This is a genomic window from Bacillus sp. BC08, assembly GCF_054326875.1.
Window position 1 is genome coordinate 25,487 of sequence record NZ_JBTGPA010000027.1, and the last position, 25,630, is coordinate 51,116.

Annotated in this window: 24 protein-coding genes; 8 read left to right on the plus strand and 16 right to left on the minus strand. The window is 34.8% G+C overall.

Annotated elements, in window-relative coordinates; all coding sequences use genetic code 11:
- Window positions 1–697: 697 nt before the first annotated feature.
- On the plus strand, window positions 698–1,030 hold the full coding sequence (locus tag ACXVYO_RS06395; protein ID WP_001120967.1) for a DUF1904 family protein: 333 nt from the start codon (window positions 698–700) through the stop codon (window positions 1,028–1,030).
- 143 nt (window positions 1,031–1,173) lie between these two features.
- On the opposite strand, the gene ACXVYO_RS06400 is transcribed toward ACXVYO_RS06395, so the two are convergent.
- Window positions 1,174–1,497, minus strand: coding sequence for a PepSY domain-containing protein (locus ACXVYO_RS06400; RefSeq protein ID WP_458466348.1), 324 nt, complete (start codon window positions 1,495–1,497; stop codon window positions 1,174–1,176).
- Window positions 1,498–1,517: 20 nt separating this feature from the next.
- Window positions 1,518–1,988, minus strand: coding sequence for a hypothetical protein (locus ACXVYO_RS06405; RefSeq protein WP_458466349.1), 471 nt, complete (start codon window positions 1,986–1,988; stop codon window positions 1,518–1,520).
- Window positions 1,989–2,164: 176 nt separating this feature from the next.
- Here ACXVYO_RS06405 and ACXVYO_RS06410 point away from each other — a divergent pair, with 176 nt between their 5' ends.
- Window positions 2,165–2,839 (plus strand): response regulator transcription factor, encoded by a 675-nt coding sequence (locus ACXVYO_RS06410; protein ID WP_458466350.1) that lies wholly within the window; start codon window positions 2,165–2,167, stop codon window positions 2,837–2,839.
- The gene (locus ACXVYO_RS06415) at window positions 2,836–4,209 is read left to right on the plus strand and encodes an ATP-binding protein (RefSeq protein ID WP_458466351.1); all 1,374 of its coding nucleotides are present in this window, start codon (window positions 2,836–2,838) and stop codon (window positions 4,207–4,209) included. Before ACXVYO_RS06410 ends, ACXVYO_RS06415 begins: the two co-directional genes overlap by 4 nt.
- A gap of 176 nt (window positions 4,210–4,385) precedes the next feature.
- Here ACXVYO_RS06415 and ACXVYO_RS06420 read toward each other — a convergent pair whose 3' ends face one another.
- The 3 genes from ACXVYO_RS06420 to ACXVYO_RS06430 all read right to left on the minus strand — a co-directional run bounded on the left by ACXVYO_RS06420 (window position 4,386) and on the right by ACXVYO_RS06430 (window position 7,717).
- Window positions 4,386–4,601 (minus strand): hypothetical protein, encoded by a 216-nt coding sequence (locus tag ACXVYO_RS06420; RefSeq protein ID WP_458466352.1) that lies wholly within the window; start codon window positions 4,599–4,601, stop codon window positions 4,386–4,388.
- A gap of 304 nt (window positions 4,602–4,905) precedes the next feature.
- Entirely contained in the window at window positions 4,906–6,351 is a 1,446-nt protein-coding gene (locus ACXVYO_RS06425; RefSeq protein ID WP_458466353.1) for a L,D-transpeptidase family protein, read from the minus strand.
- A gap of 943 nt (window positions 6,352–7,294) precedes the next feature.
- Window positions 7,295–7,717 carry a hypothetical protein gene (locus ACXVYO_RS06430; RefSeq protein ID WP_458466354.1) on the minus strand — a complete coding sequence of 141 codons (423 nt, stop codon included), beginning with the start codon at window positions 7,715–7,717 and terminating at the stop codon, window positions 7,295–7,297.
- 102 nt (window positions 7,718–7,819) lie between these two features.
- Here ACXVYO_RS06430 and ACXVYO_RS06435 point away from each other — a divergent pair, with 102 nt between their 5' ends.
- On the plus strand, window positions 7,820–8,110 hold the full coding sequence (locus ACXVYO_RS06435) for a hypothetical protein (protein ID WP_458466355.1): 291 nt from the start codon (window positions 7,820–7,822) through the stop codon (window positions 8,108–8,110).
- 168 nt (window positions 8,111–8,278) lie between these two features.
- On the opposite strand, the gene cuyA is transcribed toward ACXVYO_RS06435, so the two are convergent.
- The 4 genes from cuyA to ACXVYO_RS06455 all read right to left on the minus strand — a co-directional run bounded on the left by cuyA (window position 8,279) and on the right by ACXVYO_RS06455 (window position 13,663).
- Window positions 8,279–9,274: a D-cysteate sulfo-lyase gene (gene cuyA / locus ACXVYO_RS06440; protein ID WP_458466356.1), complete on the minus strand. Its 996-nt coding sequence runs from the start codon at window positions 9,272–9,274 to the stop codon at window positions 8,279–8,281.
- Between the two features lie 292 nt (window positions 9,275–9,566).
- On the minus strand, window positions 9,567–10,799 hold the full coding sequence (locus tag ACXVYO_RS06445) for a DUF4073 domain-containing protein (protein WP_458466357.1): 1,233 nt from the start codon (window positions 10,797–10,799) through the stop codon (window positions 9,567–9,569).
- A gap of 197 nt (window positions 10,800–10,996) precedes the next feature.
- A complete protein-coding gene (locus tag ACXVYO_RS06450; RefSeq protein WP_458466358.1) occupies window positions 10,997–12,538 on the minus strand; it encodes a serine hydrolase domain-containing protein in 1,542 nt (513 codons plus the stop codon).
- A 210-nt stretch (window positions 12,539–12,748) separates the two neighbouring features.
- Window positions 12,749–13,663 carry a class I SAM-dependent methyltransferase gene (locus ACXVYO_RS06455; RefSeq protein WP_458466359.1) on the minus strand — a complete coding sequence of 305 codons (915 nt, stop codon included), beginning with the start codon at window positions 13,661–13,663 and terminating at the stop codon, window positions 12,749–12,751.
- Window positions 13,664–13,872: 209 nt separating this feature from the next.
- Between ACXVYO_RS06455 and ACXVYO_RS06460 the strand changes: the two genes are divergently transcribed.
- Entirely contained in the window at window positions 13,873–14,466 is a 594-nt protein-coding gene (locus tag ACXVYO_RS06460; protein WP_458466700.1) for an ATP-binding protein, read from the plus strand.
- Between the two features lie 145 nt (window positions 14,467–14,611).
- Window positions 14,612–15,730, plus strand: coding sequence for an LPXTG cell wall anchor domain-containing protein (locus ACXVYO_RS06465; RefSeq protein WP_098586246.1), 1,119 nt, complete (start codon window positions 14,612–14,614; stop codon window positions 15,728–15,730).
- Window positions 15,731–15,779: 49 nt separating this feature from the next.
- Here ACXVYO_RS06465 and ACXVYO_RS06470 read toward each other — a convergent pair whose 3' ends face one another.
- Both ACXVYO_RS06470 and ACXVYO_RS06475 read right to left on the minus strand, forming a co-directional pair.
- On the minus strand, window positions 15,780–16,451 hold the full coding sequence (locus ACXVYO_RS06470; RefSeq protein ID WP_000202604.1) for an ABC transporter ATP-binding protein: 672 nt from the start codon (window positions 16,449–16,451) through the stop codon (window positions 15,780–15,782).
- A complete protein-coding gene (locus ACXVYO_RS06475) occupies window positions 16,451–17,515 on the minus strand; it encodes an ABC transporter permease (protein ID WP_458466360.1) in 1,065 nt (354 codons plus the stop codon). Before ACXVYO_RS06475 ends, ACXVYO_RS06470 begins: the two co-directional genes overlap by 1 nt.
- A gap of 182 nt (window positions 17,516–17,697) precedes the next feature.
- On the opposite strand from ACXVYO_RS06475, the gene ACXVYO_RS06480 reads away from it, so the two are divergent.
- Together ACXVYO_RS06480 and ACXVYO_RS06485 are read left to right on the plus strand one after the other, a co-directional pair.
- Entirely contained in the window at window positions 17,698–18,324 is a 627-nt protein-coding gene (locus ACXVYO_RS06480) for an ArsR/SmtB family transcription factor (RefSeq protein WP_458466361.1), read from the plus strand.
- 69 nt (window positions 18,325–18,393) lie between these two features.
- A complete protein-coding gene (locus ACXVYO_RS06485) occupies window positions 18,394–19,653 on the plus strand; it encodes an MFS transporter (protein ID WP_458466362.1) in 1,260 nt (419 codons plus the stop codon).
- 255 nt (window positions 19,654–19,908) lie between these two features.
- Here the strand turns inward: ACXVYO_RS06485 and ACXVYO_RS06490 are convergent, their stop codons facing one another.
- The 5 genes from ACXVYO_RS06490 to ACXVYO_RS06510 form a co-directional block, all read right to left on the minus strand.
- On the minus strand, window positions 19,909–20,412 hold the full coding sequence (locus ACXVYO_RS06490; RefSeq protein WP_242254290.1) for a DinB family protein: 504 nt from the start codon (window positions 20,410–20,412) through the stop codon (window positions 19,909–19,911).
- 359 nt (window positions 20,413–20,771) lie between these two features.
- Window positions 20,772–22,148 (minus strand): sensor histidine kinase, encoded by a 1,377-nt coding sequence (locus tag ACXVYO_RS06495; RefSeq protein ID WP_458466363.1) that lies wholly within the window; start codon window positions 22,146–22,148, stop codon window positions 20,772–20,774.
- Between the two features lie 2 nt (window positions 22,149–22,150).
- Window positions 22,151–22,828 (minus strand): response regulator transcription factor, encoded by a 678-nt coding sequence (locus ACXVYO_RS06500; RefSeq protein WP_074594141.1) that lies wholly within the window; start codon window positions 22,826–22,828, stop codon window positions 22,151–22,153.
- 153 nt (window positions 22,829–22,981) lie between these two features.
- Window positions 22,982–23,821 (minus strand): YitT family protein, encoded by an 840-nt coding sequence (locus ACXVYO_RS06505; RefSeq protein WP_000747489.1) that lies wholly within the window; start codon window positions 23,819–23,821, stop codon window positions 22,982–22,984.
- A gap of 445 nt (window positions 23,822–24,266) precedes the next feature.
- Entirely contained in the window at window positions 24,267–25,619 is a 1,353-nt protein-coding gene (locus ACXVYO_RS06510) for an MFS transporter (RefSeq protein WP_458466701.1), read from the minus strand.
- Window positions 25,620–25,630 lie beyond the last annotated feature (11 nt).

Genomic DNA, 25,630 nt, shown 5'->3' on the forward strand with positions numbered 1-25,630 from the left:
CATTTTAACGAAAATATACACTAAGTGAATTTTAGCATAAAACGAGTCATCTTTTTTCTTAAAATACAAAGATGACTCGTTTTATTTGAACTGTTGAATACTTAATATTTATTCCATTATTCATAACTAAAAACCTTACAACATAAAAATATTTCCAACTATTTACGTATTTTCATTTTTCAGAGGCAACCGTATAAGAGCTTTTATTCGTGCAAGTTCTCTTCGTTCATTGGCCATGCCAAATCCATTTTTGTTCATCGCATAAGCATAACTTAACTTTTCATCTGGAGCGGCAAAACAGGATAATCCTCGGTGCTGTACAAAAAACGTTCTGGGGGTGGTATGAGCTTTTAACTTGATGAGTATGGGAATCCAATGTTATTAAAATTAAAGTGGTTATCAAGTCGGAGGAAGGCACCTTAGGGTGTCTTTTCTTTTTAAAATATATAAACGCACTATCCCTTTCCTAACAGAGGCCTCCCCTCATGCCTCCTCACAGAGAGAACGATAAGGCTTTTTTTATTTACCCAATTACCGAGCTCTCAAATGTTTTAAATAGTTATAATACATGTATTGCTTCAATAACATATGACCATTCTTAAGAATGTCATTGAAATGTACCAATAGATGTTAGTGCAGTAAAATAAATTGTGTTATGATGTGAGCAAATATAAAGCTATTTAACGGAGGGATTCATATGCCGCATGTTGTATTTCGTGGAATTACTACTGAACAATTAAAACGCATAAGCAAGCCATTAGTAGAAGAGCTCGCAGAGATTTGTGAGTGTGGTACGGATAATTTTACGTTGGAACTACCAAGTTCTACGTTTGTATTCAATGGAGAAGAAATAGAAGCGTTTCCTCTTATTGAAGTGAAATGGTTCGAGCGTGGACAGGAAATTCGTGATCGATTTGCCAAGGCCATTACTACATATGTAATGGATTTTGGACTTCCAGAAGTAGAGGTTGTATTTACGGTTTTCACAGAATCAGCGTATTATATTAACGGGAAGCATTGTGCAAGTTAGAGCTATTTGAAAGATTTTTGTACGGTTTATAAGGGGTAGAGCCACATTGCCATCAAGCTAAGAATAGAGAATATCCAAACACAAAACATGAAAAAACTCCTAACAAATTTTGTTAGGAGTTTTTTCAAATATGCGATATTTTTTTAATCCTCATTATTGATTTCTATTGTACCTGTTCTAGCACTAACTTTTAAACTATTTAACAGATTATCAGGTGTCTTGATTTCCACTTCATATTCAAATGTAGATTGTGCTAAGTTGTCATCTTCTAATTCGAATTCTTTTTTCACATTAATAATTTCTCCATTTGTATGTGCTAAAGAAATTTCACGAACTTGTTTCTCTGTGTAGTTTTCATTTTTTTTGGCATAATTGTAACCCATACCATAATATCCACCAACAATAGCAATACCACTTACTAAAATAGCAATTATACTTATCATTATTTTCTTTTTATGTTTTAACATGTTCATCCACTCCTTCATGATTAATCATCTATTCCAAATCTTGCTTCAAGCGCATTTTCTGCTTGCTCTAATTGATCTTCCAGTATATCGTGTTCTCTTTCTTGCGCTTTATATTGTTCAATCGTTATCGTTCCAGCGCGATAATCTGCTTCAAGCTGATTATCGGATAGATCTATCTTGTCATCCAATTGATCAATTTCTTTTTTTGCTGCAAAGTACGTATTTAAGTTTTCTTCTTTTGCTCCAACTGGTTTCGTGTTATTTGCCTTTTCAACGATAGCTGTGACTTCGTTTTTGAAATCTTGTATTTGCTTCGTATCAATCGTAGCAGGCACTGTTTTGTGTGGTTCTTGTTGTAGTTGAGAACTTTCTTTTTGCAATGTATCATTTTCCACTTTCAGTTGTTGTACTTCTGTATTGTTATCAGCTTGAGTAGAACAAGCTGTTAAGAATAAACAAGACATTGCTCCAATCAACATCCACTTTCTCATTCTGTTTTCCTCCCTTTACATGTGCACCTTATCCTTGCCTTTATATTACTGAACAAACATTAAAGGAAGATTAATGTACAAAAAAATAAAGTGATATAATGAAATAGTTTCTAATCTTTCTTTAATGTTTTGGAATTATACTGATACATATTAATAAGAAGAAAAGGAGAATGTTAATGCGAGTTCTTATTGTCGAAGATGAACAAGACTTACAAAATATATTAGTAAAACGATTAAATGCAGAACATTATAGTATCGATTCATGTGGGAATGGAGAAGATGCCTTGGATTATATAAACATGACTACCTACGATTTGATTGTGCTTGACATTATGATTCCCGGAATAAATGGTTTGCAAGTATTACAAAGATTACGCGCAGACAATAATATAACTCCTGTCTTGCTTCTTACAGCTAAAGATACAATTGATGATCGTGTAACAGGACTCGACTTAGGTGCGGACGATTATTTAGTAAAGCCGTTTGCTTTTGACGAACTGCTAGCAAGAATTCGAGTGTTAATGCGAAGAAATACAGGAAACACATCTAATGTGTTTGAAATCGCTGACCTAGTGGTAGATTGCAATATGCATAAAGTAACAAGAGGAGACCAGGTTATCACTCTTTCCAGTAAAGAATTTGCTATTTTAGAATATATGATTCGTAATAAAGAAGTTGTGTTGACACGAGATAAAATAGAGCAACATGTGTGGAATTACGACTATGAAGGTGGCTCGAATATTATTGATGTTTACGTCCGCTATCTTCGTAAAAAAATTGATAGCCAGTTTGAAACGAAGTTAATTCATACAGTACGAGGAACTGGTTACGTATTGCGAGTAGAATCATGAAAAGACTATCAATCAAAATGAAAGTAACCCTGTGGTATACAGGGCTAATTGTAATTATTATGGCACTCGTGTTAGCTTTTATTTTAACTTCTTCGGATAAAGTTTTGCTTTTTAATATGAAGAATCAATTGAAAAGCACAGTAAAAGAAAGCATGGAAGATATCGAATATAAGCATGGACAATTAAAGATGGACGATGATTTTGAAACCTTTGAAGATGGAGTAAATATCATCATTTTTAATAAACAAGGTGAGTTGCTGGCAGGAAATAGTCCAACAAGCTTTAATAAAAAGATATCGCTTAAATCCGATGAAATACAAACTATTAAAGACGGTAATAAAGAATGGATAGTCTATGATTTTCTCCATAATGCAGGAGGCGATGAGCAAGTCTGGATTCGTGGAATAATGACTATGAACCAATTATCATCAACGATGAATACGCTTATTGTAGTAACACTCATCTCATTTCCATTACTTATTCTCATTGCGGCAGTCGGAGGATATTTTATTACGCAAAGAGCGTTTCGACCTGTGCAACAAATGAGTGATTCAGCTAGTAAAATTGGTGATGGTAAAGACCTTTCGAAGAGAATTCATTTACAAGGTTCACCGAAAGACGAAATGTATCATTTAGCACAAACCTTTGACAAAATGTTTGCGCGATTGGAAACATCATTTGAAAGTGAAAAACAATTTACATCTGACGCATCTCATGAATTAAGAACACCAACATCTGTTATTATTTCGCAATGCGAATACGCTTTATCGCAGAGGAATAATCCAAAAGAAATGGAAGAATCATTAGAAGTAATTTTAAAGCAATCACGTAAAATGTCCGCGCTACTATCCCAACTCTTACTATTAGCAAGAGCTGACCAAGGAAGCCATAATACTTTTCAATTTGAATGTATCAATATGAGTGAATTAACGGAAATCGTTGTAGAAGAGCTTTCATTAATGGTTCAAGAAGCATCGATTGATATCACAACTCATATAGAGAAAGACCTGTTTATGAAAGCAGATCAAACATTGATGATGCGTTTATTAATGAATTTACTAACGAATGCGATTGCTTATAGCAAAGCGAACGGCACTGTGCATATGCAACTGTTCCGTGATGAAACCAACATAATAGGTAAAGTCTCCGATAATGGCATAGGTATCAGCGAGCAACATATTACGAAAATATGGGACCGCTTCTATCGAGTTGACGCAGCAAGAACATCTTCAAGCACCGGAAACACAGGTTTAGGATTGTCGATGGTAAAATGGATTGTCGAACTACATGGAGGAGAAATTACGGTTGAAAGTAAATTAGGGGAAGGCAGTACGTTTACCTTTAAACTACCAATTGAAAAACGAGCATAATTTATGAATGTTTGTAGCTCCAGAATAAAGATTCTTTAATCCTTATATAAAAGTAATCGACGCATTTTAAACAGCATCGATTTTATCATTTTGGACAACCTGTTCTGTTAAGTTCATATGCATATGGAAAAATATCGAAATAAAACCCCAGAAATCCAAAGGTTTCTGGGGCTTCATTATACATTTAGCTCTTTTTGCTTTTTGTTTTGTTTATGTCTATGCAGCAATTTTCGACTTATGAGAGAAATCAGTAATAAAATCAGTATTAGTACGAAAATCTGCATAAATGACAAATCAAAATATTTAGCGCCTGTAACGATTAAAAGTGTAGAAATTGTACCTTTTACAATGAAAAAAATAATAATCCATAATCCGCCTTTTTTCCAGTTCATTTTTATATTCCCTTTCCTACGTTTTAATTCTTAAATGGGACACTTATTAGCAATCTATTATATGAATAAAAAAGTCATGTCTAAATTAAATGCGACGTTTCCATAATAAATGAAAATGATATTCAACGTCAATTTTATTGACTATTTGAATACCTGTTTCTTATAAGCAATGAACTTTTGTTGTCAAACTAAAAAACACCTCCATTAAATTTACATACTTCGTATGCGAATTCAAGAGGTGTTTTTTCCTATACCATCAAGTAAAATTTCCTGCTTTATTTTTGTCTTGATACGTACCTATTTTCTAGTACACAATAACTGGATCATATGTGTTCAAACTATCATACACAGTTTTTGCAACGTTAGGAAGAAGGTTCACACAACCACCTGATCCCCCTGTTACATAAGCATTATTTCCCCAGTCTTTTCGCCAGCCTGCATCATGGAATCCTTGGCCGCTATTTGTGAATGGAACCCAGTAATCTACTTTAACTGCATAATCAGCTTTCCCTACTGCGCTACCTCTCAGCGTGTATGGAGTTCGTTTATATAAAACATACCACACACCTGGTGATGTATCTTCACCCGTGCTATGTTTACCCGTTACTACATTTGTGGTAACGACTAATTTCCCATCTTTATAAATCCAAATTTGTTGATCTGCAATGGAAACTTCTGCATATGTGTCTCCGATGCCATTATTCGATGTTGTTTTATAGCCGATCCCTTCCTTCTCCCAACCATTCCCGTGAATATTAGAAGCAGAAAGCGATTTTCCGCCTTTCTCAAAGGCTTCTTGAACTTGTTTTGTCTCTTTTTCAACATCTAATGCCCAACCATACCCTTGTCCTTTTACTGATATGACTGAACCAGAATGTGTTTTAAAAGCGAAGTCTTTATGTAATGTAGATTTTGCCTTATTAATTTCGGTAATCTTATTCTTAATGTCGTTCGCATCGATTGTCACTTTCATATCCTTTGACATAGACGCATTTTGAATTAGATCTTTCGCTTTTAATGAATACACTTCATCCTGCACTTTATACTCAACAGACTGCTGAAGAAGATTCTGTAATGCTTTCTCTTCTTTTTTGATGATTGGATCGTCTTCTTTAATAGGCTGTATGTATGCAGACTTCAGATGAATTTCGCTTTTATGCTTCTGCTTATCGTAATCTTTTAGTAGATTCGTAACATCATACTGTTTTCCATCAACGCTCTTCGAAATAACAATTTTTCCTTGTTCGAGCTTCGCCATAGCATCTTGAGGCGCTTTTAAATCTTCATTCATAGAAACAAGCTTTTCTTCTACAAGTTTTTTCATCGTTTCACTACGATACTGATCCGCTTCTTTCGGTAACAATGAATAATCTTTTTCCTTTGAGGAAGGGAAAAATGTCCACTGGCTTTTTAATAGTTTCTTAACTTGTGGCAAATCTTTTTCCGTCAGTTCTGTTTTTGTATCTTGTTCATCTAAAATTTGTTGTTGATCAATAAAGACTTTATTCGCTAATCCAGATGTTTTTAATTCCTGTATTGCCTGATCAGCGCTCAAACCACCGACTTTTGTATCATTAATCGTAACATTTGAATTGAAGTGAGTTGCTTGATAATAACTCATTCCCCCAATAAGAAGTGCAATTACACCGCCACCCGCAGCGATTAACTTCCAATTTGTAAAACGTTTTTTTGATCTTACCCGTTTTTTCTCAACTTCTTCAACAGATTCATTTACTGTATTATTGTTCATCAATCTTTCCCCCGTATACATAAACGTCAATTGATTTTAAACCAAAACCATTGAATAGTGTACCTTATTTTTCCTAAAATTTCATTGTTTTTACCAGATTTCATCTCATTTAATCGATTAAAGTTAGATTTTTTAATAGTAAGATATATAAAGATGATAGATAAAGTGAAAAAGGATCACAACAATCGAGCTATTACGTGCCCTTCGCATTCGCAGAATTTTGAAGAACGATACTACTTAACTTGATAAAATACTTTTCGGATAGTTCAAATCAGAGAAAGGCACCATAGGATGTCTATTATTTATGAAAAATATCCACAAAAAAGGGACTACATGTAGACTCTTTTTTGTGAATATTTTAATGTCGCATATTTTATACATTTAAATGCAAACCATGCTCCCTGCTTTTCGCCAGGTTTCACAACATTACTATCGGCCTAACTAATTTCACCTTATAATCTTTTTCATCAACAATTTCAAGTTTCTTTGAACTATTATATATGTTTGTACCACGCTTTATTGATACGTTTAACCTTTACAGGTGTTGAAGTTTTAGACTCATCCTTTGGTGTAATCCTATTATTAGAACATCCTGCAATGGTGAGACAGCATGTAGCCAATAAAACTAATAATATTAACTTCTTCAAATAGCCACTCCTATATAAGGGAAATATTATATTAAGAAAATTAAACATAACATCGAATCTTTGTAAAAACAATATATTTCCTAGTTTTATTATTCATTGGCAGATTACTGCACACCTTAAGGTGCATGAATCTGCTTATAAGCGTAGAAACCTATGCTCATCAAGTCAATGTCCAATTTCCATTTTATCCGATTCTCAATATTTATTCCAATATAAATATATAGCTATTATTGTTGAAAACTAATTATCTCTCAAAATGAAAAATACGAACTGAATTCCTATAACCCCATATACGTTTATTCAGCTAATTTCTCCCCTGTAACGATCTGAAACAACGTGGCTGCATGTTTCCCTTCTAATTGAGCGTACCGATTATCCTCCGCCTTAATTTCCACTTTATCCTTATTCGTGCTTATCCAAATTTGATACAACACAGCTTTCGCCTCTATTTTCGGATTTTTAAATTGAAAAATAAAGTGGTAATCAGCTGGACGAGACATTTCCACTTTTTTATTTTCAAAAGTAGTATCATTTAATATTTTCTTTACTTGCAACACTTCATTATTATCTGTCACTACCTTAAGATCTTCATATTCATTATCAACCATACGTTTTTGCACTTCGATTCTTTGATCTTCATTTTCTAGTCCATTTGAACAGCCGGTTATTATGAACATGCAGATACTAATAATAACTAGAGGCCAATTTCTAAATTTCATATTAATACCCTCTTTTCAATACAAAATATTTCAATTTGTAAAATAAAGGTAATTAATTTAAACTTAAAAATATAAATAATAAAGAGAAAGGAGTGTCGTTCTATGCAGTTACAAACATACACTTGGAAAAGTTATACGTTTCTCATTGTAAGTATATTCGTTACTATTAATCTCTTTCTCTTCTCACCTATTTTAGACCGAGTTGGAGTAGAATATGTCGTGCCTTTCGCCTACTTCATATTAGCTTCCGCTGTTATAGCAATCCTATTAGCGGTCATCTCTTTTTGTAGCCGAGCTGAGAAAAAAATTTTAGCCATTATCGGGTTATGTTTTACTCTATTTAACACAGCGATCATTTTATTTTTCCTTTGGTTTGGTTACCATTTCACTTAAGTGAAATATAAATAAACTCCATAAGCCACAAATAAAATTAGTAAAATAGAAATGCTGAGTATCGTATATATAATCCATTTTATATTTAAACTTATATACGCCCTTCTCACCTTCTTAAAATCCCATTATATAACAAAAAAAGCATTGGATACCCAATGCTTTTCACACTTACGCAAATAGAGACGTATTCGCATATAAAGCTGGTGAACCACCTGAATGTACGAATAAAATGTTGTCTTCTTTATTAAATATACCTTTTTTAATTAAGTCGATTAGTCCCGCTACCGCTTTACCTGTATACACTGGATCCAGTAAAATACCTTCTGTTTTCGCAAGTAATTGAACTGCTTCCACCATTTCTGGCGTTGGTAACGCATAACCTGGTCCTACATATTCATCAAAGCATGTTACAGCTTCGCGCGGGATAAAGTTCGGAATCCCAACGTGAGCTGACGTTTCCTCTACAAGTTTTGCTACTTTCTCTTCTTGTTCTGCTTTTCCTCTACTTACGTTGATCCCGATTACAGGAATGTGACTTTGTGTTCCAGCAAAACCAGTAATTAAACCAGCGTGCATACCAGCACTACCGCTTACGCAAACAACTGTACTGAAATCAATTCCTTGGTCAAATGATTGTGCCATAATTTCTTGCGCACAAGCAACGTACCCCATTGCACCAGTAGGATTTGATCCACCAACTGGTATTACATACGGTGTATTACCTTTTTCACTAACTTCTTTCGCTACTTTATGCATCTCTTCCATAAGATCTGCTCCGTTTGGTACAACAATTACATTTTCAGCACCTAGTAAATGATATAAGAAATAGTTTCCGTTAAAGTCTGGCTTCTCTTCTGGCTCAAGCCCTTCTTCTAATACAAGAATACATTTCATTTTTTCTTTTACTGCAGCTGCAAGTGTTAGACGGCAATGGTTTGACTGAATACCACCAGCTGTAATTAACGTATCTGCCCCTTTTTCCTGTGCATCCGCAACTAGAAACTCTAACTTTCTCGTCTTATTACCACCAGCTGTTAAACCAAGTAAATCATCTCGCTTAAAATAAATAGTCGGCCCGCCAAGTGCCTCAGAAAAATTGTTTAATTTTTCAATTGGTGTATATGATTCTGTATATTTTTTTCTCGGGAATTTAGCTAAATTCATTAATAACGCTCCTTTGTACTTCTTTCACAATGTATGTAACGATACTATTATTACATGTAAAAATGATGAAGTCACCTTTCTGGAGGAAAAATGTATTGGAATTCGGTTTTGGTGCATGAAATTGCATTAAAGATATAAATTTCATTACGGTACATGAAATTTATATCGGCGATTTTTCACATATATCGTTCATAACTTGAAATATATCAACGATTTTTTCAATATATCGACTTATCGACAAAAAGCGACAACACAAAAAGACCCACACATTAAAAAGTGGGCCCTCTTCCAATCACTTATTTGCCGAAAATCGAAGAAGCTGCGTTAATCCTGGTTCTAAATTCATTTCGCCTTTATGGCGTACGTATACAATTTTATCCCCATCAAATTTTGGTGGATTCCCTGGATTATACGTATTCCACTCACTCGTTCCTTCTACAGAGTACTCCATATACTCCGTTGCACCGACGATTATATTTTTACTATCATCAGCGGTTACATTTGGTGCCATTTGTGCGACCTTCGCATCACTAATTAATAGCTTCTTTATATCCTTATCACGTTTATAGTCGTAAGCTGTTACAATTACGTCGTTACCATATGCTTTCACTTGTAGCCCTTGTTTAAATGAATAACCATCAGGAGCAGTCTTCTCTCCGCCATTTGGTCCAGCTGACATCCAGCCCGTTTCAATTCCGCCTGTATTTACTACGGTAAATCCTTTTTTATCTCCGCCTGCAATTTTCTTTTTACCAGCCCAGTCTGGCAAGTTTAAATCCCAATGCGTGTGACTCGTGAAGAAAACAACTTGCGGATAGTCTTTTAATATATCGTACAACTTATCGACGTTTAAATAATCTTGTAAGTACGGTGATTGTCTTGATCCAGATACTGTATCAGGTAAAACGTGATGAGAGAAAATGAAAATTGGCTTATTTTTATCTTTTTGACTATATTCTTCTAAATTTTGTTTTAACCAACCTAATTGCTCATCACTCATAAATACTTCATCCCACATTTTTGAATCGTGGTATTTCATATATTTTTCAGTTCCTAAAAATAAAAGCGGATAACCGTCTAATTCTTTTTTATGATACACCTTTTCTTGCCCACTAAATTGTAAGTAACGGTTGAATAGCGTTTCTTCCGTTACACCATTTGGCCATGTACTTTGAGAGAGCTTTCCATCAACTGTCCATTTACCAGCATAAAACTCATGATTCCCCACAGTTGACCATACATTCTCTGGATGCTTATTTGTGTTTAGCACACGCTTCACATCATCATATTGTGACTGTTGTCCAGTTGACGTTATATCCCCATTCATAATAAGTGCTCTAGAAAGTGGCATCACTTTGTTCATATCTTTTAATACGTGGTCAAAATCCCCTAAGTCCCCTTGAATATCACTAATAACATTAAAAGTTGTAGCTGATTTTCGGACTTGCTCTTTCCCTTCTGCGTGAACTGAAAACGTCGGCAATAATGCCGCCATAACTGCTAACGAAGCAACTGTCTTTTTCATACAAATTCTCCCCCTAATAAATAATTGTACAAACTGACATGTTCTGCTTTCTCTTAGGTGCTTGTCCACTTCACATTATAGGGAGGGATTGTAAAGGTAGATTGGATAAAAAATTAAGAGTTTTTTAAGAGATTTTGTCTTTTCATTGCAACCCACAATTCGAGCTTCACGCCAATCTAGCTTTCTAGCCTTTAACATTACATACATGTAAATTTTGATGTTAAATCTTTTCGTTTCATACGTTGTTTTTTATTACTTCTAATTTTCGGGAAAAAGCCACTAATTAATAATGTTATCATCCATGCCATTATTAGAATAAAATTTATTGTATTACCAGAATTCAAGCTGAAAATTCTCCACAAATAGGCAGCACAAAAAACGAGGATAGCAGTAATACTAAGTAAAAATGTCCTAACTACTAATCCGATGTAGGATTTCTTCTCTTGCTTAAAAATGAAAGTCCTTCTACCTTTGTACAATCTAATTACAAATAGCAGCAAATATAAACCAAGTGTGGCTCCAATAACAATTGATGTAATAGAGTTGTTTTTTCTCTGCTCAACTAGAGAGAAGTAACTTTCAGGTAATTTTCCCGTTTCATATTCAATCCATGCGTGGTAAATATCCTGTCGTAAGTCTATACCACCTTCACTATTCGTAAGGATTACCAATCCATCCTTTGTATTAGGAATGAAACCATAAAAAGAATGCCACCCTCGATTGTCACCAGAATGATAAAGTAATTTCCATTGATTAGATAGTTTTTTTTCAAATATACCTAAACCATTCTCCCCTAATACCGGCTTTTGCATTTCCGTAACACGTTCACTTTTGATGACACCATTACCTTTATTATTTGCATCCATGCTTGCAAGTATCAATGTCATCATATCGGTAACATTTGTCTTAAGACCTGCAGCAGCCTGTTCGGTAAATTGATAACTAGGGAGCTCCTCTCCAAAATATCCATAAGCTTTCGACAGGTTATGGTTTTCAGGACGTTGTAAGAATGAACTAGATTTCATTCCTAAAGGTTTCATAATTTGTTCTTCCATATAACGATCAAACGGTATTCCGGTAACCTCTTCCATTACAAGTTGTAAAATTGTATATCCGCCACCAGAGTAAATTGTTTCTGAACCTGGTTTATTGGTAACCTCCACTGGTTCATTAAGCCCTCCTTTTCCAGACAGAGACTCCTCAATAGAGTCAAGATGTTTCCCTGGTGCAACCCCGAGGTAACCTTTATGTGCAGACAGCCCTGCTGTATGGCTTAACAATCTTCTTATTGTGACTTCATTATTATGAAACTCTGAATTAGGTAATTTCCATTTGATCAGATATTTTCCAACGGGATCATCTAGTGATAAACGACCTTCATCTACAAGATGTAGGATTCCCCACGCTGTAAGGTTTTTAGATATGGAACCAGCTTGAAACAATGTATCATCACTCACCGCTTTTTTTGTCTTTTTGTCTACATAACCGTAATTAAGTGTATAAGCAATACGCCCCTCATGTACAATCCCTATTGCAACCCCTGGTACCTCATAATTCTCCTGCCATTTTGGTACCTGTTCATCCAGTTTTTTTTTGAAATCCTCTATACTTCTATCAGTCAACGTGCCCGATTCTGCCCTCACCACATTTGTAAACCATGCTTCATTCGTAATGAATATACAAATCATTAAACATAAAATACTTTTGCATATTATCGATGCTTTTTGCCTATTCTTCATTTGCTCTACCCCTTTTTCAGAATATTCTACCCATCAATCAGAGTATCCCATTCTAATATCCCATTCTATCGATTTTTATTACTTAACCTTACAAAATTGTAATAAAAATCAAAGTTCTACATACTTAGGGGGTTACTGTTCTTTATTCGAGAGCAGTGAATTTAATACAAAAAAAAGACACAGAGATTTCTCCCCATGCCTACTAATCGGCTACTTCTTCACTGCATGCACGTAATGCACCGTCTCAAAAGCTTTTAAATAATCGTTTCGTCCTTCAAAATATAATGTATGGATATCCTCTGGTGATAAGTGCTCATAAATGAGTAAGCCCGCCTTCTCTAACAGTGCTTCCATTTCGGTATAAGAAAAACACGATTTCATCGGTTCCCCGCCTACTGCAGCCATTTTCACCATATTTTCAACTCGATTGGACAATCCTTTTTCAGTAAATAAGTTTTCATCCGGATAATCGAATACGATAGAGCTCCCCTCTGGAACCATCTCGAATAAGTATTCTATTAAACTAGAAAGCTCCTCTTTCGTTAAATAGTACGTAACACCTAATAGGCTAAAGAAAGTCTTTTTGTTTTCAAATCCTTCATGTACTAATGCTTGCTTCGAGAAATTTTTAGTAAAATCCATCGAAACAAAATGAAGATTGCTTGGCATTTCATACTCTGCTTCTTTCACTCTTTGTATTTTAAACGCTTGCGTAGAAGGATGATCCACTTCAAATATTTCTATTTTATTTTCTAACTCTCGGTGTCTAAAACTAAATGTGTCTAAGCCTGCACCGAGTATGACGTATTGTTTTGCTCCTAATGTAATCTCATGTAGTAATACTCTTTCACAATATGCCGCGCGTGCCAAAGGTGTTGGTGATAATTGAACTTGTGTAATCCATTTTAATATTTCTTGTGGATTGTCTTGAAACTTCTCTGCAATGTCTGTATTAAAAAAATGTATTCCTTGAACCATGTTCATTTCAATATCGTTATGTTCCTTTTGTGGAATGAAATCTTTAGCTACATAATCATCAAAGATTTTAGGACGATCAAATTCACTATGATACGCCCTTCCGAAAGCTGATACTAGCGACGTTACACTTGCTTCACCTTTTTTCACGCACATACACTCCTTCATTTTCACAACAAAAATAGGGTTCCCCTGGCCAGGAGAACCCTATTATACACTTTATTTTTATATTGGTAAATTATAGCATAAATAAGTTTTTTTGTCAAGTTTTTCAGCCTGCTATCACTCCAACAATTTGTATATTCTCTAGCAGGAAAATTGTCGATCCACACAGAATGTTCCAAATTATAACAATACATATGGAGGCCAATATGAAACGATTAGTGATCATTACCGTAGGAAAAACACACAGCGGAAAAACTACATTTGCTCAAGAACTAGAAAAAGAGTTACCCCACTCTTTCGTTATGGATCAAGATAACCAAGCAGAATTTATTAACTCGCATTATGAAAAATTACAGCCGGCTGAAGGCGCCAACACCTTTAAACACGGTCTTTCGAAATTCATTGTTGATTATGCAAAAGAACATACAAATTTACACCTTATTATTTGCAACTCAAATAGAAGCCGAAATGGCCGGATGTATTTACTAAATGAATTGTTTCCAAAAGAAGACTATGTACGCATACTCGTTCATTTTGATATTCCAGATGATGTACTTTACGAAAGAGTAGCTCGAAGCACGCGAAGTACGAATATTTTTAGAGGCAGTTATTCTAGTTTCAAAGAAGTACTCGATCGACAACAGTCTGAATCACTACAAGAAGATGTAGTAGATCCTATAGAAAACGAGGCTGATTATTTGTTTGTTATTCGCAATAGCAAGGATATAAACCTTACTATAGAAGAAATTGTGCATCTTGTTAAAGATTTGTCCCCTACTCCAAAATAGGAGACTATGAGAATTACATAATGATAGATTATTATGCAAATACTTCCTCTAGACATCGTACATGGTATATAATGATGTAATAATCTATTATTATATGCTCAATTTTACACAATAGAGTGCATTCATAGGAAAGAGGTACAAAAATATGAAAACAAAACAAACAATTGCTGCGTCTACACTAGCTTTAGCAATGATTGCTGGCGCAAACTCTGCTCATGCGGAAGTAACTGATGCTACTCCTCAGCAAAGTACGGGAGATCGATTAGCTGAAATTAAGCAACATAGACAAGAGTTAGATGCGAAATTGCAGCAGCACAAAGAAAACGTGGATCAAACATTGAATGAACTTAACCAAGTTAAGGAAAATGTTGATACGAAGGTTAATGAACTACATGAGCGTAAACAAATTGCTGATGAAAAAATCAATGAGATTAAACAACGTAAAGAAGAGTTAGATGCAAAACTTCAGCAAGACAAGCAAATCGCCGAAGATAAAATCGCTGAAATGAAAGAGCATAAAAAACAAGTAGAAGACAAAGTTGCTGAAGTTAAAGAACATAAACAAAATATCGATAACAAAGTGAATGAGATTAAAGAACATAAACAAACTGTCGATGAAAAAGTGAATGAAATTAAGCAACATAAAGAGAACATCGATCAAAAGGTTAATGAACTTAAGGAAGTTAAAAAACAGGTAGATGAAAAATTAGCTGAGTTAAAGAAAGCAAAACAAACTGCTGAGGACAAACTTGCTGAGCTAAAAGAAAATAAGCCGAATACTGGTAACACGTTAGAGGAACTTAAGAAAATTAAAGGCAATTTAGATAGTCTTTCCGCTAACTTAGAACTAGCTAAACAAGATGTAAAAAACAAACTTGCTGAATTACAAAAAGCTAGAGAAGAATTACTAAATAAAATTAACGAGATAAAACAAGCGAAACAAACTGTTTCAGATGATTTAACAAAGAAAAAACAAGACTTAGATATTAAAATCAACGACTTTAAACATACTGAGAAAAAAATTGAAGACAAATTAGCTGAGGTACATACAACGAAGCAAAATGTAGATAACAAAATTAATGAAGTATCTCAATCAAAACAAACTGAAACAAAGACTGGTACTACAAACACAAACAATAATGCTAAAGAACTTCCTAACGCTGGTAGTGAGCAATCAAATAATATGGCTTTAGGTATGTTATCTGTATTAGGCGGCGTTTTATTAGTAACACGTAATAAAATTAAAGCGTTATTCTCAAAATAAAGCACTTATACAAAAGACAACCGCACACTTGTGCGATTGTCTTTTTTCTTTATATTAACTTCCCATCTCGAAGCGTCAATATACGATCACATACATCAAGCATTCTTTCATCATGCGTAATCATAATTGCTGCTTTTTGGCTCTCTTTCACTTCACGTTTCATCATTTCTACAACTTCACGTGCACGTTTCGAGTCTAAGCTAGCCGTTGGTTCATCCGCTAATATTAAATCCGGATTGTTCATAAACGCGCGAGCGATTGCTACCCTTTGTTTTTCTCCGCCGGACAGTTGATTTGGATAATGATTTTTTCTTTCTCCTAACCCAAATGCTGCTAATAAATGATCCGCACGCTTTTCTGATTCTTGTTTGTTTTCTTTTTTTAGCTTTGCAATGTAAAGCAATTGTTCTTTTACATTTAAATATGGAACAAGATTTGCAAACTGGAAAATGAAGCCGATTTTTTTCAAACGAATGTCTGTCATTTCCTTTTCTGATAGCTTCGTAATATTTTGCTCACGAATGTAAATATCCCCTTTTGACGGTGATAATAAAGCTCCCGCGATTGATAATAACGTACTTTTCCCTGATCCAGAAGGACCGACGATTCCGATAAACTCTCCAGCTTTCACATCAAGCGACATCGGATGAAGGGCTGTTACTTCCGTATTTCCTTCTCCGTACACTTTACTTACTTTGTCTAATTTTAATAATGAAGTCATTACATCCCACCTCCAATTGCTTCTAATGCATCAACTTTTAATACTTGGTATAACGAAATAAGTGTTCCTAAAATACTAATTACGATAAAGATTGCTGCATATTGTGCAATCATCGGTGTTGTTAATAAGAATGGCATACCTGCCGGTAAAATTTGTTCTAATCCTTGTACAAGAACAATACTGATGACCATCGCAACGACTGATAAGAATAACGCCTGTAAGACTAAGCTATTTGCTAAATAAGAGTTCTTCGTACCAATTGCTTTTAATACACCTAATTGCTGTGTTTTTTGCAATGTAATGACGTAGAAGAATACACCGATTAGTAAAGCAGCGATAACAAGTAAGAACGCAATAATCATCGTTAATGTTCCTTGCTCCTCTTTAAATCCTGGAATACTTTGCAGTACTTCTTTTTTGTCAATTACGTGTGCATTTTTAATCTCTTTATCTGTGTTAAGTGCAATTGCACTATAATCTTTTTGGTTTGGTTGTGAAATAGCGCTCCATACGTCTTCATTTACATAAACGACTGGTGTATGGCTAAACATTTGATCTTTCGTAAATCCAACGATTGTAAATTCTTTCTTTGAAACAGGATCAATAATTGTATCTCCAATATCAATTCCTTTTTCTTTAATTGATTCATCAGCAACCATTTCGTTATTTGCTGTACCTAATTTCTCACCTTCTACAATGTTCGGTTCTAAAAATGAATCACGTTCACTTGAGAAAATAGCAATATCAACCTTTTTCGAACTATCTTTCTTTTCATACGTTGAAACTTTTACACGAAACGGAACAGCCTCTTTCTCGCCTACTTGATTGACTACGTTATCAACATCGTCTTTCTTAATTTGTGAACGAAGTAATTTATTTTCCGCATCATCTGCTAAAACGAACTTATTTGCCTCCATATTTTGAATCGATGAAGCATTATCATATGATAGTCCATTTGCTAATCCTGAAATAACAAGAACTAAAAATGATAATAACACCATAATCAGTCCGATTAATCCGTATCGTAATTTTGATTGTTTTAATTCACGCAGAGCTAAAAACATTTCGCTCGCTCCTTCCTCTTTCTTTCTATGCACCTATCATAAAAAAGAAATATGAACGGAATATGAACAGAAGATTACAGAGTGTAAGATTTAATTTTCAGAAAGTATTGAAAATAACTAAAATCCTTGATACAATTCAGTCAAATAATCTTGACCGAGTAATTTCATTTAAGGAGTTGATCATGTTGAAACCCATGTTAACACTCACTACTTATAGCCAACTAAAAGCAATAAGCGATCCACTACGTGTCGAAATGATGATGCGTCTATGCGAACGTCCTTATACAGGTCAATTACTATCTGAGAAATTCGGCATTCCAAGGGCGAAAATTCATTATCATTTAAAAGAATTAGAAAAGAATGGTTTTATAGAAATTGTTTATACAGAAGAAAAGAATGGCATCATTCAAAAGTTTTATCAATCTGTCGCTAGAAGCTTCACCCCTGCCGCAGAACTATTACCTCATTTAGAAATATTAAGCGAATCCGGTCGCCAAATCTTTTTACAAATGACGGAAAGAACGAAAGGCCACATTCTCGCTGCACCTGAAGAAGCTTTTACATTACGGAAAGTAAGCGAAGATCCAGCTGAGTGGAATTACGTTTCATCTTGCTGGGAGTTTGATGCTACGCCAGAACAATTTCAAGTGTGGGTGAAAAAGTTTTATGAAGTGATGTCTGAATTAAACGAGATCACAAAAGATGCAGATAAAGATCCAAATAGTAAATCTTATTACATTTCTACTACTGCACTACAAATCGACGAGCGAGCAATGCAGCGATTTGTGAAAAAAGAAGAAAAATCGTAATAGGATTTTTTTTATACAAACGGTCAAATTTATTTTACCGAATAAATTTATTATAAAGGAGTAGATTAAATGGACATATTGAAAAACCGGAATTTCCTCTTACTGTTTTTAGGGAGAATTTTTACAAACATAGGAGATAGTTTGTATTATGTAGCCGCGATGTGGCTCGTATATAAGCTGAGTGGTAATCCTTTTTATTCTGGATTGGCTGGTTTTCTTACATTATTACCTTCTGCACTTCAATTTCTTACCGGGCCATTCGTTGATAGATGGTCAATAAAAAACACTCTCGTCATCACACAAGTTTTGCAATGCATTCTTATATTAATTATTCCTATTACACACTACTTCGATCTATTAACAGTTCAACTACTCCTTATCATCATGCCCATCGTAGCCTTTATCGAACAATTCGCCTATCCCGCACAATCAAAAGCTTTACCACTTCTACTGAATAAAACACAATTATTAAAAGGAAATTCACTCTTTTCATTTGCATATCAAGGCATCGATTTAATTTGTACGACTCTTTCTGGCATATTAGTAGCACTACTTGGCGCAATCACTTTATATGTAATCGACTCTTTTACATTCGCAATTACTGCCCTTTTGTTCTTTTCACTAAAACTGCCAAAGCAAGCAGAAACCAATACATCGCTATCAACTAAACAATATTTCTCTGATTTAAAAGAAGGCTTTTCGATCGTCTTCCGTTCATTAATGGGCGTATTCTTAATTGGTACCGTTGTCGCTAATTTTTCAATTGGTATGACGATGGCCATACTCCCTTCTTTCGCTGATTCTTTAGGAGGCGTGAAATCATATGGTTTCTTCTTAGCTGCTATATCAGCAGGTAGTCTCATCGGTACATTATTCAGTTCATGGGTTGGCAAACGTAATGTTGGCCGTGTCTCTATTATCGGCTTCGCGAATGGCGCTATCTTTTGGTTTCTCTCTACGATTGTACCGTTTCAATGGCTATCTATTTTCTTATTCGGCCTAGCTTGGATTCCAATTGGTGCGACCAACATATTATTCGCGACAATTAGTCAAATTGTAATTCCAAATCAATATATCGGACGCATTAACTCAGTCATGCGAAGTATGGGCACAATTGCTATGCCGTTCGGTTCTTTAATTGGTGGATATGCTGCGAATGTATTTAGTAGCCAACTCATTTTCACACTGGCTAGCATAGGGATTTTCTTCATTTCTCTCGTATGGCTACTTCATCCAAAATTACGAGCATTGCCGAAAGCTGATGAAATTACAGCGGATACTTTTGGGGTTCGGTTTAAAGTAGAGCGCGGGAAAGGTGCGGCTTTATAGCAGGAACAAATTTAACCCCGTTCTAAATATAGGACGGGGTTATAAATATAGGTATTTCATTTTGTATGTAAGATACTTCACTTCACTAAAAAATATAACAATAAAGTTATTTAATAATCTAAGTTTTATTCAATAATAGCGCCCAATTGTGGAAAATCAAGATGATGATTTTGACTGTTTCCTTTTCTTTTTGACTAACGCACTAGTTTGAAAACGGAACCATTTAAAGAAGATTGACACTTGAGTAACTCTGTTTTATTTTGAATATAGATAAAGTCCAAAATCTTGCATAACAGAGGTTTGCCCCATTTGCCGCAACATCGTAGCTATATTGCCACGGTGATAAGAACCATGGGTGACAACGTGAAGTACTGATTCAGAAATAGAAGTTTCAAGCACCCCAGCATATGGGTTATTCACCACTATCACCTTATCAATATCTTCTTGACTGTTTAAAAGAGCTTCGTTTCGTTCGGATAAGTCTTGAAATATTTTTTTCATTTCCTCAATATTTTTTGTTTCCACCTGTTCTCTCAATTGGTTTGTAGACACCATTGCTTCATTCATACTTTTACCTAAGATAATGTCAAACCATGCGTAATCTGTAAGGTAAATGTGCGACAACACCTTTGATACCGAAGAAAAACCACTCTGAATTTCCTTATGATAAATGTCCTGTGGTAGTTCTTTTAAACGATCAATTATCACTCCATTTGCCCATACGTGGTATTTGTACATTATTAATGCGGGATGTGTCATCTTAAAGTCCCTCATTTCTAATAGTTTTTCGTATTGAAACAATCGATGCCTAGGTAAATAATTCGTCTATAAATTCTGTTGTTCAATTTATTTATTATTCCATTTTATTTATAATATTCCTTCCTAAACTAATCTGACTTATTACCATAAGTACATTCCTTCACACCCCCTATTTATTCACATGGATATCCAAATTAATCACAAATTGTTATTCAAGAATATGGCCCAATTGTGGAATAGAGTGACTCGCATTTTTCCAAACAACTTTTTGTCACTTTACACATAAGCGAAAATATATCAGCGATTTCCCGAAACAAAATGACAAAAAGAAGAGGCTGTTTCCAAACAGCCTCCTCCATCTATTTCGGAAGCTCCACCTGAACAGTAGTCCCTTCCCCTTTCGTACTATACACAGAAACGTTTCCGTTATGCAGTTCCACAATTTTCTGCACAATTGACAACCCTAAACCACTACCTTCTACGTTTCTCGCTCTTGCTGTATCTACTTTGTAAAAACGATCAAATATACGATCCATCTCTTCTTTTTTCATGCCAATTCCGTTGTCTGATATAGAAATCATCACACTTGATTCTAATTCTTCTACAACAAATTCAATCGTTCCGCCGTCGTTTGAAAACTTAATACTATTCGTAAAGATGTTACTCCATACTTGATGAAGTAAGTTTTCATCCCCTCGTATTGTAATGTCCGGCACATCAAATTCAACAGCGATATCTTTTTCACGCCATTTCCATTCGAGCATAAAAATGACGTCTTTAATTTGCTTCTGCAGATGGAATTCTTTTATTTGCAACACTTTCTCTTCTTTATCTAGTGAAGCAAGCGTAAGTAACTGTTTACATAAACTAGACATTCGCTTACTTTCGCCCTCAATAATTTGTAAGTAATGGTTTCTTTCTTCTTCACTCATCTTTTCTGTTTGCAATGTTTTCGAGAAACCTTGTATAGAAGAAAGCGGAGATTGGAATTCGTGAGAAACGTTGGAAACGAATTCTTGTCTCATCTCATCTAATTCTTTAATACTTTTCGTCATCTTTTGAAAATTAGTTGCCAATGTACCAATTTCATCTTTTCGCTTTACATCTAATTCAATTTCATATTCACCACTCGCAATTTTTTGCGTGGCCTTTGTAAATTTACGAATTGGACGAACGATATAACCTGCTGCGATTGCTATAAAAATGATACTTAATACAACGATGAAACCGAGTAATACCGCTAGAAAAATTCGCATCTCACCAAATTGTTGCTGAATATCGGGACGAATAAATAATGCGTACTGTTTATCACCGTGTTTTACCGGGACACCGACACTATTAATTAATTCATTATCGAAAAACCCTGTAATAAAGAGGCGGGTTGGATACGTAGAAACACCATTAAACGTTTCGCCATTCAATACTTTATGAACGGTATCATCACTTATTGTCGTTTTACGAAACGCATTGCCGATACGCTTTCCATTCTTTTTATCATCGACAATATAAATTTCATATCCTAGCTTCGCAATAGACCGTAAGTATGCCTCTTGATTTTCTTCACTTTGCTTTTCATATAACGATTTTACTTCTTCCGCATACATTAAAATCTTTTCACTGTTATACGGTTTTAACTTCACTTGATAGTACACATTTGTTAATAAAAAACCGATAATACTGCTAAGTAGCATGATTCCAACTGTCATAAAAACAAATCTAGAGTATAGTGATTTCATTTTTATTTCAACTCCAACTTATAACCGAGTCCACGTACTGTCGTAATTTGAAAATCATCCGTTCGTTTTGAGAAACGATCTCGTAGCCGCTTCACATGAACGTCAACAGTTCGTTCATCTCCTTCAAAATCCATTCCCCATACTAATTCAATTAGTTCTTCTCTTGAAAATGTTCTTCCAGGATAACTAGCAAGTTGCGATAACAGTTCAAATTCTTTTAATGGAAGCAAAATCGTTTGACCGTTACACTTCACTTCAAAGCCTTTTCGGTCAATTGTCGTACCGTGCAGCGTAATCATATCAGCACTCAGCATTTGATAACGACGCAGTAATGCTTTCATACGGAAAATGACTTCAGCTGGCTCAAATGGTTTTACAATATAATCGTCCGTACCAGAAATGAATCCTTTTTCTTTATCAACCAATTGATCTTTCGCAGTTAATAAAATAACCGGTATATCATGATACTTCCGGATTTCTTCACATAACGTATAGCCATCAACAAATGGCATCATAATGTCTACTATCGCAAGATGAATATTTTCTTTTTCTAATACGTCTTGCGCTACCTTTCCATCTTCTGCTTCAAAAACTTTAAACCCCTCTTTTTGTAAATGATAATGCAACAATTCTCTAATATGCTTATCATCATCAGCTAATAAAATATGTATCATTTTCATTAAACCCTCTCTTGTTCATCCTTCTACATTTCTTACCTTAAGAAACAATTGGATTTTTTGCAAGAAAAAGAAAAAGAATCTATTTTGAAAAAAGATTATTCAAAATAGATTCTTACGTTTTAGTATTAAGATTATTTTAATGAAAAATAAGTTCTAAGCTTTAGAAATATCAACGAATCCTTCTCCAAATACGTCACGAACATCGTGTATAGCAATAAACGCAGCAGGATCCGTAGTTTGAACAATCCGTTTTAGCTTCACTACTTCTTGCTTATTAATAACAACATAAAGAATTTCCTTCGGAGTTTTCGTGTAATAGCCATGACCTGAGTACACCGTAACCCCTCTGCCCATTAACGTAGTTACCTTCCCGGCAATTTCATTCGGGTTATCAGAAATAATCGTAATGGCTTTCTTCGGATTTAAACCTTCAATTACAAACTCCATCACTTTCGTTGCTACATATAGCATAATAATTGTTATCATCAGTTTTTCTGCACCAATAATGAAATAAGATGAAAATGCAACAATTAAATCGAAGAACAGTAAACCATAGCTAATGCTCCATCCTAAATATTTATGCGTCATCCTTGCTAAGATGGTAGTACCTGCTGTTGTTCCGCCAACGCGAATAATAAGACCAATCCCGCACCCAATAAATATTCCTCCGAAAATGGCATTTACGAGCATTTCATCCGAAGTAATCGTCCAGCCTTCTGTCAAATGAAGGAATAGCGAGTTCGTAACTACAGCGATAATCGTATAAATTGTTGTAATCTTATTTAAAAATTTATAACCAGCTATTAACAAAATCGCATTTAAAATTAAGTTAACTAAGCCTGGTGACCATTCAAATAAATAATACGTAATAATCGTGATACCCGTTACTCCACCCTCACCAAACTCGTTCGGGATAACAAACAAATTGACACCTAACGCAAAAAGAAATGCACCAATAATAATAAAAATAATGTCTGTGGTTCTTTTTTTCATACAGTACCTCACTTCTTATGTAAATATTTATTCTGTCATAAACTCTCACCATTATAACGTGGAATATTCAAATCGAACAGTGGTTTATTTTTATTTTAATATAGGATAATAAATCAACTTTATCCTATATCCACATGTAATTAAAAAAGGATAACAACTGTATTTATTATGTACTACACATAACGTTTTGATTTCACATGCAATTACTGCTAAAAAAATGAAAATGAACACTCATTCGCACATACTTCGAGTACAAAGCTATAGAATAAACTTCGCATCAAATATTTGATCACAAAGATTTATATGTCATTTTATACTTCTGTATGTTATTGATCGTTTCACTTTATTTCTTCCGTGTAATGAAAAAAACTCCATTAAATTTGCATGCTTAGTATGCAAATTCAGGAGTTTTTTCATATACCACTATTCGGATTCACTTCATTACTTATTCAAAATTAGCACGAGGTTCCTCTAATCCCTTCTTATTTCTCCAATTAAACAAGCTTTCATTCTTCGTTTGCTGCCCTGGTTTCACAAACAACATCGCCCCCATTGCAATAGCGGCCAAAATGGCAGCTACGATAAACATAGAAGGATAGCCATAACTTACAACTAAATATCCAGTTAAAGTCGGGGCTAAGATTGTCGCGATATTAGCGATGAAGTGCATAATTCCACTATATGTTCCTGAGTAAGCAGGAGCCGTATCGACAATAATTGCCCAAAATAATGAACTTGGTAAAAAAGCAAACGCATTTCCAAGCGACATAAGCGCTAATACAGCTACATAATTATCCATCGCGGGAATGAAGCTAAAACAAACCGCTGTAAGTAATAAAGCAATAATCGGTAACCCAGTTCGAGCTAAACGAAGATTCCCTGTTTTACGTAAAATACGATCAGACAGCTTCGCCCCTAGCGGCAATGTGATACAAGCACCAAGCCAAGGAATCATCCCAAGATACCAAAGGGAGGATAATTGAAAATGGAATACATCTTGCAAATATTTCGGTGTCCAAGTTAATATTAAAAAATTGATATATTGGAAGCAAAAATATGCTATCGTAACCATAACGAATGTCGGAACTTTAAAAAAGGAGTACCATGGCTCTTTTTGAATTTCTTTCTCTACTTTTACTGATTGAAGCACACCTTCTGTACTTCGTATTTCAGCTAGTTCTTCTTTTGTCACTCGTGGATGATCCTCAGGCATATTCGTAAAAGTAAAATACCAAATAATCGCCCATACAATACCAATTGTACCGAGGATAAAAAACATTACTTTCCAGCTAGTGAAAGATAGTAACAAAACCGCTACAGGCGCCGTTAATACTGCACCTAATGGAACACCAACAAAACCAAGGGATGTTAGAAACGCTCTTTCTTTTGGTGCTGCCCAGTTTGCTGCTGTCTTATTCGAAACCGCGAAAGACGGGCCTTCTGTTAAGCCAAATAAAACGCGGAAGATTGCAAATCCTATTAAAGCAGACCCTCCAAAAATAGCGATCCCTATTTCTCCAGCAAAAGCGGTCGCAATTTCAAAAATAGACCAAGCTGTTGCTGCTACGATCCATACAAATTTCGGCCCTTTTTTATCTGAAAAAATGCCTCCTAATAAAGAACCGACCATGTAACCGTAACCAAAATACCCCAATATAGCTCCCCACTCCTTCGGGTCAAAGCCATATTCTTTTATAATGAAAGACTGCGCATAAGCGATAGCCCCTCGATCAATATAATTTACCATCGTAATAAACGTGAGCATTGTAAAGACATAATAACGAAATTTATTCTTCATCAAACTCCCCA